At 66.9% G+C, this 12,933-nt stretch carries 9 protein-coding genes; 5 read left to right on the top strand and 4 right to left on the bottom strand.

Features of this window, described 5'->3' with window-relative positions:
* Positions 1-26 precede the first annotated feature (26 nt).
* From VGJ96_11115 to VGJ96_11100, 4 genes are all read left to right on the top strand, one after another.
* On the top strand, positions 27-962 hold the full coding sequence (locus tag VGJ96_11115; protein ID HEY3287653.1) for a hypothetical protein: 936 nt from the start codon (positions 27-29) through the stop codon (positions 960-962).
* Positions 963-1,028: 66 nt separating this feature from the next.
* Positions 1,029-3,497 (top strand): alkaline phosphatase family protein, encoded by a 2,469-nt coding sequence (locus VGJ96_11110; protein ID HEY3287652.1) that lies wholly within the window; start codon positions 1,029-1,031, stop codon positions 3,495-3,497.
* Positions 3,494-4,525 (top strand): lysylphosphatidylglycerol synthase transmembrane domain-containing protein, encoded by a 1,032-nt coding sequence (locus VGJ96_11105; GenBank protein ID HEY3287651.1) that lies wholly within the window; start codon positions 3,494-3,496, stop codon positions 4,523-4,525. The genes VGJ96_11110 and VGJ96_11105 overlap by 4 nt, the downstream gene beginning before the upstream one ends.
* On the top strand, positions 4,488-4,913 hold the full coding sequence (locus tag VGJ96_11100; protein HEY3287650.1) for a hypothetical protein: 426 nt from the start codon (positions 4,488-4,490) through the stop codon (positions 4,911-4,913). Before VGJ96_11105 ends, VGJ96_11100 begins: the two co-directional genes overlap by 38 nt.
* 128 nt (positions 4,914-5,041) lie before the next feature.
* Here VGJ96_11100 and VGJ96_11095 read toward each other — a convergent pair whose 3' ends face one another.
* Genes VGJ96_11095 through VGJ96_11085 form a run of 3 tightly spaced genes read right to left on the bottom strand, consistent with a single transcriptional unit; the run spans position 5,042 to position 9,290 of the window.
* Entirely contained in the window at positions 5,042-5,926 is an 885-nt protein-coding gene (locus VGJ96_11095; protein ID HEY3287649.1) for a sensor domain-containing diguanylate cyclase, read from the bottom strand.
* Positions 5,923-7,215: an HD domain-containing phosphohydrolase gene (locus tag VGJ96_11090; protein HEY3287648.1), complete on the bottom strand. Its 1,293-nt coding sequence runs from the start codon at positions 7,213-7,215 to the stop codon at positions 5,923-5,925. Before VGJ96_11090 ends, VGJ96_11095 begins: the two co-directional genes overlap by 4 nt.
* Positions 7,212-9,290: a hypothetical protein gene (locus VGJ96_11085; protein HEY3287647.1), complete on the bottom strand. Its 2,079-nt coding sequence runs from the start codon at positions 9,288-9,290 to the stop codon at positions 7,212-7,214. Before VGJ96_11085 ends, VGJ96_11090 begins: the two co-directional genes overlap by 4 nt.
* 184 nt (positions 9,291-9,474) lie before the next feature.
* Between VGJ96_11085 and tkt the strand changes: the two genes are divergently transcribed.
* Positions 9,475-11,487, top strand: coding sequence for a transketolase (gene tkt / locus VGJ96_11080; GenBank protein ID HEY3287646.1), 2,013 nt, complete (start codon positions 9,475-9,477; stop codon positions 11,485-11,487).
* 59 nt (positions 11,488-11,546) lie between these two features.
* Here the strand turns inward: tkt and VGJ96_11075 are convergent, their stop codons facing one another.
* Positions 11,547-12,869, bottom strand: a complete 1,323-nt coding sequence (locus tag VGJ96_11075; protein ID HEY3287645.1) for an MFS transporter — start codon at positions 12,867-12,869, stop codon at positions 11,547-11,549.
* Positions 12,870-12,933: the final 64 nt, after the last annotated feature.

Below are 12,933 nucleotides of genomic sequence, written 5' to 3'. Positions count from 1 at the left end.
ACGAAAACCACCACGGGCCGCCCACCATGAAAACCTCCACCCGCATTCTCATTTTGTCCGCCGTGCTCGCCACGGGATGTGCCAAGCCGGATCAGAAGCCCGCCGCCGAGCAGGCAGCGCCTACTGGGCCGCAGCGCATCGGCGAAGCGGCCGGCATGAAAGTCCCTGAGTCGGTCCGGTATGACGCCGCGCAGGATCTCTGGTTCGTCACCAACATCAACGGCAACCCTTCGCAGGTCGACGGCAACGGCTTCATCGTGCGCCTGACGGCCGATGGCGCCGCCATGGACTCGACGCCGTTCATCGAGGGCGGCAAGAAAGGGGTCACGCTCAACGCCCCCAAGGGGATGGCCATTGTCGGTGATACGCTCTGGGTGGCCGACATCACCGCCGTGCGCGCCTTCAATACCAGGACCGGTGCACCGCTTGCCTCCATCGAGATCAAGGACTCGGCGTTCCTCAACGATGTCGTTGCCGGCCCCGACGGATCGGTCTACATCACCGACACCGGCGTCCGGTTTGACGAGAAGGGGCAGATGACCCACCCGGGACCGGATCGCATCGTGCGGGTAATCGGCCGCCAGTACAAGGCGGTGGCAGGGTTCGCCGGAGCGCCGGGCCCGAACGGCATCGCCTACGACGCCGCAAATCATCGTTTTCTCGTGAATGCGTTTGCCAGTGCGAACTTCTTCAGTTGGAAGCCCGGGATGGCCACCGCCGACTCAGTGGGTGTGGGCGCTGGTGCCGGCGATGGCCTTGAAGTGCTGCCTGACGGCCGCGCGCTGTATACGAGTTGGGCCGACTCCTCGCTCAGCGTCTTCGCCAACGGCACCTCGACGACACTCCTCAAGGGACTGCCGAGTCCGGCGGACATCGGCTACGATCCGAAGCGTCAACGCGTAGCGGTCCCGCTGTTCAACGACGGCAAGGTGGTGTTCATCAGCTTGGGTGCCAGCAAGTAGACCCTCGCCGGCCCCTGACCGTCTTCCGTCCCCCGTCTCCCGTCTCCCGTCTCCCGTCTGCCCGTAATGCGCCCCTTCGCTCTCGTACTCTCGCTGGCCGTTCTCTCGGCTTGCACCCCGACGCCGAACTCGAAGCCCACATCCACGACGTTGGATGAGGGGCCCCGGCGGCTTCCAACCGGCCGGGTACTCGACCCGAACGGCACGGTGTGGCCCGTCGGCTCCATGCCGCTGGCCATGACGCTGTCGCCGAGCGGTCGTGAAGTCGTGGTTCTGCTCAACGGCTGGCGGGAGCAGGGCGTGCAGGTCGTGGACCGGACCTCAGGTCGCATTCTGCAGACGCTGCCGCAGGCGGCGGCCTTCCTGGGTCTCACATTCTCACCCGACGGTCGCACGCTATATGCGAGCGGCGGCAATCAGGATGTCGTCTACCGCTATGCCTGGGCCGACGGCCGGGCTACGCTCACGGACTCGATCGTCATCGAGCCAAAGGCGCCGGGAAAGAACGGCAAGCGCTATCCAGCCGGCATCGCGCTCTCGCCCGACGGCGCGCGCCTGTATGTCGCCGAGAACCTCACCGATTCACTGGCCGTGGTGGACCTGGCCACCGCGAGCGTCGTGCAGCGGCTCGGTGTCGAGCGCTACCCGTATGCGGTCGTCGTTGATGCCCAAGGCAGGGTGTATGTGTCATCGTGGGGTGGCTCGACGGTCGCCGCCTTCACGCCGACTCTCGATGGGCTCGCCCCGGCAGGACGCATGAGCGGCGGGCGGCATCCGTCGGCCCTGCTGCTCAATCGCGACGGCAGCCGACTCTTCGTCGCCTCCGGTTCCACGGATCGCATCACGGTGCTGGACCCTCGCCGGCGTCGCCTGATCACCAGCATTGTCGTCACGCCACCGGGCGGACCTGGTGAGGGCTCGACACCCAACGCGCTCGCGCTTTCCGATGATGGTCGTCGCCTGTTCGTGGCCGAGGCCGACAACAATGCCGTGGCGTTGATCGATCTGGCCTCGGAAACCGCCGGCGTGCCAGATGCCACTGGCGCGGATACCGTGGCAGGCCGCGTCCCCGTGGAATGGTATCCGACCGCCGTCATCGTGCGCGGTGATTCCCTGCTCACGCTGACCGGGAAGGGGCACGGAACGGGACCGAACCGGGAAGGTCCGCGTCCAGGACGCGGGCGTGATGACGCCGGCTTTGACAAGACCCAATACACACTCGGCCAGACCACGGGTTCATTGGTCACGTCGCTGGTGGCACGCGCGGACGTGGTCGGCTTGGGGCCGTTGTCGGCGCGCGTGGCGCGGGCGAATCGCTGGGGGGGGCCGCGCGAGAAGTTCTCGTACCCGCCCCTGGAGCACGTGATCTACATCATCAAGGAGAACCGCACCTACGACCAGGTGCTCGGCGACCTGCCGCAGGGTGACGGGGATACGTCGCTCACGTTCTTCCCGCGCGCCGTCTCGCCCAACCATCACGCACTGGCTGAACGGTTTGGCCTCTTCGATCGCTTCCTCGTGAACGCGGAGGTCAGCCCGGACGGGCATAACTGGTCCATGGCGGCGTACACCACCGACTACCTGCAGAAGACCGTGCCGTCCAACTACTCCAGCCGGGGGCGGACCTACGACTGGGAAGGGACGAACCGCGGACGGGTGCCCGAGAACGACGACGACGTCGCCGAACCCGCGAATGGATATCTGTGGAATCTCGCGCAGCGCGCCGGCATCTCGTTCCGCAACTTCGGCGAGTTCGTGATTCCGGCAAACGTCGACCGCGACGACCCGATGCCCACGGGCTACAAGGGGAACAAGCCCTTCCTTCGCGCGCATACGAGTCCCACCTATCCCTCGTACGACCTCGAGATCCGCGATCAGCGACGCGTCGACGCCTGGCTCGGCGAGTTTACCGGGTGGGTCAAGCGTGGCAGCATGCCGCGCCTGCAGATCATGCGCCTGCCCAACGATCATACGTCGGGCGCGCGTGCCGGGGCGCCGACGCCGCGGGCACACGTTGCAGACAACGATCTCGCGTTGGGCCGTGTCGTCGAGGCGCTCTCCTCGTCGCCTTTCTGGAAGAACACCGTGGTCTTCGTGCTCGAAGACGACGCGCAGAATGGCCCCGACCACGTCGACTCGCACCGGTCGCCGCTGTTCGTCATATCGCCCTACTCGGCGGGCGGCGTGATTCACCGGTTCGCGAACACGACCGATGTGCTCCTGACGATCGAGGAGATTTTGGGGCTCGGCTCGCTGAGCCAGTTCGACTACTTCGGCCAGCCGCTGCGCGAGATCTGGCGCAAGGACCCCGATTTGCGCCCGTACGTGGCCATCGTGCCTGGCATCAACTTCGATGAAGTCAACCGGCCCAACACGCGGGAGGCCCGCGAGTCGGCCCGGCTTGACCTGCGCTTCGAGGACATTGCGGACGAAGACCTCTTCAACCGCGTCCTCTGGCGTACGATCAAGGGAGAGGCGGTGCCGTATCCCGGTGCGCGCCGCATTCCGCTGCTCGAACTCGCCCGCGCCCGGTGAGCCGCAAGCGCTGGCTGCTGGTCGCGCTGTCGTTCTTCGCCGCCATCGCCATGTCGACGGCGGTGGTCTGGCGTGGCTGGCGGCATGACGGGAACACGCCGGTGCTCCCGTGGTATGTGCACGTGGCGGCGTTTCTCGTCTTCGCCTTCGAGGTGCTCGCGAGGGCGACCAAGGTGCAGTGGGGAGCCAAGGCGCTGCGCATTCCACTGCGCTGGATGACGGCGTTCCGCGTCAGCGTCGGCGGTGACTTTGGCGCCTCCATCACGCCATCGCGCGCCGGCGCCGAGCCGGCGCGGTTCCTGATGCTCGCGGAAGGCGGCGTGTCCACCGGCCCCGCCTTGCTCATTCTCTTTTTCGAGCTCGCGCTCGAGTTAGTGTCGCTCGTGGTCGTTTGCGCGATCCTCGCCGTCTTCACCGAGAGCGGGGCGTTGGCAGGCGGCATGATTGGCGTCATTGGCGGTTACGCACTGTTCCTCATCGGTGTTGCCGTGGCGGCGTTCGTGATCGCGAGCCGACGCACCATTGGCCCGCCGCCTCGCTGGCTGCGCCTGCTCGGCATTCATGCCGGTCGCTGGCGCGCGATTCGCCGCGCGCTGCGGCATGTGCGCACCGGCATGGACGGACTGCGACGGGCGCGCCCCGGTGCGATGCTCGTCGCCTTCGCGCTGTCCATGGCGCACGTGGCGCTGCGGATCGCCATGTTGCCCGTCATCGTGCTCGGCAGCGGGGTTTCCGCTCCCTGGACGCCGCTCATCGTCTGGCCTCTCCTGCTGCTGTACGGCGGCGCCCTCGCGCCGGCGCCGGCGGGCGGCGGCGCGGTGGAGTTCGCCTTCGCCGTCGGCCTGCGAAACGTGCTCGGTCCGTCGGAACTTGCCGGCGCGCTGGTCTGGTGGCGATTCTACTCGTTCTACATCTACTTGATCGCCGGCGCGATCGTCGCGGGCACAACGGTGCTTCGGGCGATCAACGGCGCCGCAAAGAAATCCCGCCGTGACCCTTCTCCGCCCCTTCACGCAGACCTGGGCTGATGCCCTGCGCAACGCCATCAACGGCAATGCGGCGTACCGGGCCGCAGCCGTCGGATGGACGTGGCCCATCGCGCTGGTGCTCGAGGCGGCGCCCCAGTTCGACTATCACGCCGACACGGCGGTCCAGTTCATGCTGGAGCGGGGCACCTGCACCGACGCGCGCGTCGTCGATCCGTCGGGGGTCACCGCGCCGTTCGTCCTGCGGGCGCCGTACGCCGTGTGGAAGCGTATCGTGCGCGGTGCGCTCGATCCGGTGATGGCCGTCGCCCTGCGTCAGGTGTCGCTGCAGGGCTCGCTGACCACGCTCTTGCTGCACGCGGGTGCCGCCAAGGCCTTGGTCGCTTGCGCACGGCTGGTCCCCACGCACTTTCCTGACGAGACCGGCTGACCGCGACGCCCATATGGAGAGACGCCGGACTCTTTTCCCACGGAGAAGTCACCGTGGCGCAATTTAGTACCATATCGCTACTAAATAGTCATCGCCGACCTGACCCCGCGTCGTGCACGCCGCGGCAGTCACTCCGGCGGAGTCGCGCTCCGCTTGCCCGAACGCTCCATCACGCGCACCGAGAGCAGGCGCTGGTCCGCCCGGTTCACCGTGTCCTGCACCGATTCGCCCGGCCGCCGGGCGCTCCAGCCCAGGCTGAACGGCACCGGCGCCGTGCGAATGGCCGCCAGCTGCAGGCGGCGCGCCACCATCTCGACCGCGTCTTCATCCGCTGGATTCAGCACCAGCAGGAACTCATCGCCGCCCAGGCGAATCACCGGCTCCTCCGCCCGCACCTGACGCATCAGGAACCGGCTCATGCGCACGAGCGTGGTGTCGCCCATCGCATGGCCGTGCAGGTCGTTGTACTGCTTGAAATGATCGATGTCGATGAAGATGCAGCCGAAGGGCGACTCGGAGCTCTCCAGTTCCGGTTCGATCTGCTCGAGGTAGCGCCGGTTATAGCAGCCGGTCAGCGGATCGCGCACGCTTTGTTCGCGCAACGCGTCTTCCTGCCGCTTGCGGTCTGTGATGTCCACCATCACGCCGTGGTAGAACGGCTCGTTGGTGGCCGCGTCAACGCACACGTAGCAGCTGTCCAGCACCGTGCGCTCGGCGCCGTCGGGACGCACGATTTCGATCTCGAAGTCGCGCACGAACCCTGTGGTATCGAGCGTCTCGAGTTCCTCCATTCGCCTCCGCGGGTCGGCCACCATATCCGACAACGAATACGAGCGCAGGTCATCGAGGGCGCGGACGCCGAGCATGGAAAGGAAGGCCGGGTTCGCGTCCACCACTTCGCCGCGGGCGTTCAGGATGTAGAACGACTCGCGCAGGTTCTCCATCAGCGCGAGAAGCGCGCCTGGATGCTTCAGCGACCGGAAGCGGGCCGTCGGATCGTTCGGTGACGTCATGGGGCGGGTGGTGCGCCTGGGGCAGCGGCGTCCGGTGAATCTGGCACCGCCGGGAAACCGGCGGGAGGCGTCGCCGCCGTCCCCGCCTCGCTGGCCGCCGCGGCCATCGCCGCGGCGTATTGCGGCAGCGGCGTCTTGTCGTCCACGACCGCGACGCGACGCTCCCATTGTCCCATCATCTGGATGAAGGCGCGCGCTGGCTCCTCGTCGAAGTCCCAGCCGATTCCCTTCTCGATCTGCGAGAGCACGCGTTCGGCGTCCCACGCCTCGCGATACGGCCGGTTGGTGCGCAACGCATCGTAGACGTCGCAGATGTGCACCAGCTTGCTCGCCTTGTGGCAGTCCCGCTGGAAGTGGCGGTTCGGATAGCCGCCGCCGTTGATCATGATGTGGTGCTCATACGCGACCGCCGACGCGAGATCCAGTTGGCGATCGCTCTCGTAGATGATCTTGGCGCCGTCCACCGGATGCCGCCGCATGATCGTCCACTCGTCGTCCGTCAGCTTGCCGGGTTTGGTGAGCACTTCCTTCGGAATGCGCACCTTGCCGAGGTCATGCAGCAGCCCGGCCACGCCGAAGCCGCGCACGTCCTTGGGGCCCATCCCCATGTACTCGGCCAACGCCATCGCCAGCACCGAGACGTTGAGCGAGTGCGTGGTCGTGTACTGGTCGAACTCCTTCAACTGCAGCAGCGGAATCACGATCTCCCGGTCTCCGTGCATCGCCACGGACAGCGACTTCACGACTGACTCCGCTTCCAGCAGCGGGAGTTCGCCGCGCACCTCCACTTCGTCGTGCAGCCAGCGGATGGTGTCGGCCTCTTCCTGCAGGGAATAGGCGATGGTCGCCGTCGGCAGCAGGTCCTCCGGCCTTATCATGCCTTCTGCGCCCTTCACGCCGATCGCGCCAAACCGGATGGCCGTCTTTCGTTCCGGACTTCGTGTGGCCGAGTCGATGAACTGCAGGGTCAGTCGCGCCAGGCATTCGTCGAGGAAGACCTCGAAGTCGTCGCGCGTCACGTCGTAGCTGAACTCGAGGCGCTGGATGCCGGCGTTGGCCAGGCGCACCCCCCAGTCCCACTCCTTCAACTCGCGCAACGCGACGTTGCCGTAGACGACATCGTAGCCGAGGAACGAGAACTGCGGATGTGAGTCGACCGCCTGCAGTGCGCGCAGTTGCTCGAACGCCAGGTCGATGGCGCGTTCGCGGGCGGGATGGCCGTCCGCGTACAGCGTCATCGTGGACAGCGCCTGCGCCAGTGACGTCAGGAATCGTGCCGGTTCGCTCACCGCGCCCCTCCACGACGCGTCGCGGCGTCGCTGATCTCGGGATCTGAATTCTTGCTGGCCTGCGCGAGGACTTCCTTGGCCGCCGGCTCCGATGCCCAGTGGGCCGCCAGGCCGGTCAACGCCGCAAGCATCTCGGGAGACTTCGCCGCCAGGGTGCGGCGGAACATCAGGACCTTGCTGCCCGCGACGCGGCCAAGCAGGAAGTTCAGCGTCTCCATCGACCGATGAGTGGCAACGGCGCGGATGCCGAGCGCGCGCAAATCGGGCGACAGCGACGTGTCGTCGGCGCGCGCCATCAGGACGGAAGCCTGCGCCGCCGTGCACCCCTGCATGACGGCCCCCAGCGCGAGGCGCACGTTGCGTTCATCCACGTCGGCCAGGGCGGCCGTGATGGCCTGCTCGCGATACGCCGGCTGCTTGATGAGCAGGCGCACCGCCTCCCGCCGGACACTGGCGTCGGGATGACGCGTGAAGTCCCGCGCATCGAAGCCCTCCGGCCATTGCTCCATGCGATTGATCGCCGCCAGGAGGTGCCGCACCATCGGCCAGCGCGAGACACTGAGGCGGGTCACGATCAGCGGTCCGACTTCGGGACCAATCGAACCCAGCAGGTCGACGAGGGGGATGGCCGAGGTCTCGCTCTCGCGGGCGAGCGCGGCCAGCAGCGGCTCGACGGCCGCCAGTCCCATGCGGGCAACCAGCCGTTCGACCGCCTTGCTGGTTGCGGGGAAGTGCTCGAGCTGCGCCTCCAGCCGTTCCGGGGTGGCCACGTGTCGCCAGAGCGCCTCCCGCATCCATCCGTCGTTGGCGGCATCAAGCAGATCCAGCAATGGCGTGAGATCCTGGCGCGCGGTCATTTGGTCGATGGAGCGCCAGACCGGTTCGCCGAGGACTTCGATCTCCAGGCCCATCGCCAGCAATCGTTCAGGTTCGGCCGGGAAACTGTCCTCGCCACGAAAGCTCGGCGCCATTTGCGACATCTTCTCGAGCGCCTTGCGGTAGTTGTCCGGGTTCGGATCCTCGAGATTCCATCCGCTCACCAGCTTGTGCACCTGGTCACGCAGCGCGCTGTCCGCCGCCGGTCGTGCCAGGGGACTCCCGTCGTCGGCATGCACCGCCAGCTTCGACAGCATGCGGACGAGGGAGTGCGAGATCGTCTGTTGCGACGACTCGGCGGCGGCCTGCACGAGGTCGACGACCGCTTCGACGGCCATGCCCTGCGTCGCATCAAGCACGAACTTGCGACGCTGCATCACGTCGCCACCCATGTGCATCAGGTTGTGCAGGGTCTCCGGCTGCAGCGTGGAGACCAGCCGCGAGATGCGCTTCTGCAGCGCAGCCGCCTCCTTGCCGCCCTTCGCCTTGAGCTCTTCCGCGATTTGCAGCAGGTAGCCCACCACCACCTGGTCATACGCGGCGTCGCGCTTGTGATCGTCGATGGCCTTGGCGACCACCACCGGATCCGCGGAATCCGCGGCGTCGAGCTCCGTCGCCTCGTCGAGGTCCCGCGCGAGCGCGGCGCGGGCGAGGCCGATCCACAGCTGCGCGGCGCGGCTGCGGCTGCCGCGCATTTCGGCCTTGTCTTCCTCCTGGTCGTTTTCCTCTTCCAGCAGCTGAAGCTGCTCGAACGTCAGCGGAAACAGCCGAATGTGCGGCCACTGGGCGAGCACATCCTCATTTTCGAGGCCAAGGGGGCGCGGGCGTCGCCCGGCCTCGACCGCCAGGGTGGCCAGGACGTCCGCAACCTCATCGGTGGTGACTCCCTCGCTGAATTTCACCGCGCCCAGATGGTGCCGGTGCAGGCGCAAGGCGAGATCGCGCAGCACCGGGTTGTTCTCCTCGGTCGCCACCCCCTCGATGATCAACTGGTGGCGGGCGACGCCGAGTGACAGCGTCGGCCGAACGAGCAGCAGCGCGCTGAGCCGGCGGGTGATGAGATCGGCGGCGGATTCCCGCAGCGGATGGCCGGCGGGATAGATCGCGTTCTTGTGCAGACCGATCGAAAACTCGATCAGAAAGTCCGAGAGATCGCGCGAAAGGGTGGCCGATTCGCCAACCGTCGTGAGGCGGCTCATCACGACGGGAATATGTCCCTCGGCCAGAGGCCGTGGAAGGAGCCGCTCGCCGGGGCGCCGGGGAAGCGGCTGTGCTTCTCCGGCGCCATATCCGCATCGCACCGCAGGCGTCGGTCGGCTACTTTTCTGTGTTGCGCCGCATCACGCCGCGCGCCCTCACCCCAGACTGCCGGAGCTTCGGCCCGTGGCTGCTTCCGACGCCCTTGATCGCCTCGCCATCAATACGGTCCGCACCCTCGCCATGGACGCGGTGCAAGCCGCGGATTCCGGGCACCCCGGGACGCCGATGGCGCTTGCCCCGCTGACCTACGCGCTCTTCACCAGGCACCTGCGCCACGCGCCGTCGAACCCGCACTGGCAGGATCGCGACCGATTCGTCCTCTCGGCCGGCCATGCCTCGATGCTGCTCTACGGCACCCTGTTCATGTCCGGGTACGAGCTGACGCTCGATGACCTCAAGAACTTCCGGCAGTGGAGGAGCAAGACACCCGGACATCCCGAAGTGGGCCACACGGCCGGGGTGGAGACGACCACGGGGCCGCTCGGCCAGGGCATTGCCAACGCGGTGGGCTTGGCGCTGGCCGAACGAACGCTTGCCGCGACTTTCAACAAGCCCGGTCACCAAATTATCGACCACCATACGTGGTTCATCGCCGGCGATGGTTGCCTGATGGAGGGGATCTCGCACGAGGCGGCCTCGTTTGCCGGCCACCAGAAGCTTGGCAAGCTGATCGGTTTCTTTGACGACAACGGCATCTCCATTGACGGGCGCACCGACCTCACCTGCAGCGACGATGCCGCCAAGCGTTTCGAGGCCTACGGCTGGCAGGTGCTGCACATCGCCGACGTCAACGATCAGGCCGCGATCGACCGTGCCGTCGCCGAGGCGAAGGCCGAGACGAAGCGCCCCACGCTCGTCATCACCCGGAGTGTCATCGGCTTCGGTTCGCCCAATCGGGCTGGAACGGCCAAGGCTCACGGCGAACCGCTGGGGAAGGACGAAATTGCGCTCACCAAGAAGGCGCTCGGCTGGCCCCATGCCGAACCGTTCGTTGTGCCGGAGGAGGCGGTGGCCCACTGGCGCGCCCAGGTGGTCGCCCACGGCGAGGCCGCACAGCAGGACTGGATGAAGCGGTTCATGTTCTTCACCAAGGCCAATCCCGAGGATGCCAAGGAACTGGGCCGGCGTTGGCATGGGGATCTCCCGGCCAACTGGGGAACCCATCTTCCCGTCTTCACCGCCGAGAACGGGGCCGTGGCCAGCCGGGCGGCAAGCGGCGCGGTCATCAACGCCATTGCCCCGCACGTGCCGGAACTGCTCGGCGGGTCCGCCGACCTCGCGGGCTCGAACCTCACGATGGTCAAGGGTGCTGCCGGCGTCTCCGCCGAGCACCCTGATGGTCGCAACCTGTTTTTCGGCATTCGCGAGCACGCGATGGGCGCCATCATGAACGGCATGGCGCTGCACGGCGGGTTTATACCGTACGGCGGAACGTTCCTCGTCTTTGCCGATTATATGCGCCCGGCAATTCGCCTGGCAGCGCTGATGAAGCAGCACGTCATCTATGTCTTCACGCACGACTCCATCGGGTTGGGCGAAGACGGCCCGACGCATCAGCCCGTGGAACACATCACGTCGCTGCGCTGCATTCCCAACCTGCTGGTCGTGCGCCCGGCTGACGCGAGTGAGGTCGCCGAGTCGTGGCGCGTCGCGCTTGAACACAAGGACGGCCCGGTCGCGCTGATCCTGTCGCGGCAGAAGCTCCCTTTCATCGACCGTACCAATCGCACGGCGGCGGTGCACGCCGCCCGTGGCGCGTACGTGCTGGGCAACACGCTCGACGGCACCGTCCCCAAGGCCATCGTGATGGCCACCGGGTCGGAGGTGTCGATCGCCCTGGCCGCACAGCAGATGCTGGCGGACGATGGCATTTCGGTGCGCGTCGTCAGCGCGCCGTCGCTCGAACTCTTCGCGCAGCAGGAACCCAAGTGGCGCGAAGCCGTGCTGCCCACGGGTATTCCGCGCGTCGCCATCGAAGCAGGTCACCCGATGAGCTGGTACCGCTGGGTCGGCGAGCGTGGCAAGGTGATCGGCATCGAGACCTTCGGCGCATCGGCGCCGGCGCCCAAGCTCTACGCCGAGTACGGTATCACCGCCAATGCCGTGGTCACCGCCGTCAAGTCGCTGGTCAACTGATCGGTCACCGGGCAAGCAGCGGGGCGTCGCGTAATGCGACGCCCCGTTCGTGTTGCTCCTTACGCGCCCCTTCGCGGCGACGCGCGCGCCGTCGTCCCTCCTGATCGTTCCAGGACGGGTACGGCCCCTGACCATTCCCCCAGCTCATGGATCCGCCGGAGCCCGCGCAACGCCGGATTCCGCGTGAAGATCACGGCCACCACGAGCAGCGTCGCGAAGCCGCCGAGCAGCACCGACGGCACCGTGCCGAACAGCTGCGCCGTGACACCGCTCTCGAACATCCCGATCTCGTTCGACGAACCCACAAACACGCTGTTCACCGACGACACACGTCCAAAAAGATGTGTCGGGGTGATGGTCTGCAACAGGTTCGAACGGATCGAGACACTCACCATGTCCGACGCCCCGGCCAGCGCCAGCATCAGGACGGACAGCCAGAATGACGTGGAAAGCCCGAACCCGATCGTGAAGACGCCGAATCCGCACACGGCCAGCGCCAGCGTGCGCCCCGCACGTTCGAATGGCGGACGGTGCACGATGATCAGTGACGTCACGACGGCGCCAAGCGCGGGCGCGGCCCGCAGCATCCCCAATCCCTGCGGTCCAACGTGGAGGATGTCGTCCGCAAAGACAGGAAGCAGCGCGGTCGCGCCGCCGAAGAAGACCGAGAACAGGTCAAGCGAAAGTGCGCTCAGCAGGATGGGCTCACGGAAGACAAACCGAAGCCCCTCGCCGAGACTCTCACCCACATCATTGGTGTGATCACGATTGATGACGCTCCGATGCTGGATCGAGACGATGGCGAGCAACCCGATGACGATGAGGAGCACGTCGCCGGCATACGCCACCGTCGTTCCGCCAACGGCGTAGAGCGCGCCGCCGATGGCCGGACCCATCACCGCCGCCAACTGCCATGTCCCGCTGCGCCAGGTGACCGCGTTGTGGAAGAGCGCGCGCGGCACCAGCTCCTGGCTCAACGCCTGGCGCGCCGGCTGGAGGAAGCTCCGCGCCACACCGCTGGCCACCATAGTCACGTAGATCAGCGTGGTCACCCGGCGCGGGCTGTGCGGCAGGGCCATCGGCAGCACGAGGAGCGCCACGGAGCACAGCACTAGCACCGAGAGTGCCAGGATCGCCACGCGACGTCGGTCGTGCCGGTCGGCCACGTGCCCCGCATACAGCGCAAACCCGATGAACGGCAGCGCCTCGGCCAGTCCAATGAGGCCCAGTGCCAGCTTGTCGTGGGTCAGTTCGTAGATTTGCCACCCGACGACGGTTCCCTGGATCTGCACGGCCATCGTGAAGGCCAGCAGCCCCACGACGTATCGCCGGAAGTTGGGGTGCAACAGCGCCGCATACGGGCCGGTGGGGGTGATAGTCACGCCCGAAGTTTACCCCCCTCCCCCCACCCCCCGCACCACACCGCGCCCGCGCACCACACCGTGC

Source organism: Gemmatimonadaceae bacterium, assembly GCA_036504815.1.
In the GTDB taxonomy this organism is placed as follows: domain Bacteria; phylum Gemmatimonadota; class Gemmatimonadetes; order Gemmatimonadales; family Gemmatimonadaceae; genus PNKL01.
This window is presented reverse-complemented; position numbering and strand designations above follow the sequence as displayed.

Coding starts and splice junctions, on each gene's coding strand:
- VGJ96_11115 (HEY3287653.1), top strand. CDS start 27: ATGAAAACCTCCACCCGCATTCTCATTTTGTCCGCCGTGCTCGCCACG.
- VGJ96_11085 (HEY3287647.1), bottom strand. CDS start 9,290: ATGAGCCGCCTCACGACGGTTGGCGAATCGGCCACCCTTTCGCGCGAT.
- VGJ96_11110 (HEY3287652.1), top strand. CDS start 1,029: ATGCGCCCCTTCGCTCTCGTACTCTCGCTGGCCGTTCTCTCGGCTTGC.
- VGJ96_11095 (HEY3287649.1), bottom strand. CDS start 5,926: ATGACGTCACCGAACGATCCGACGGCCCGCTTCCGGTCGCTGAAGCAT.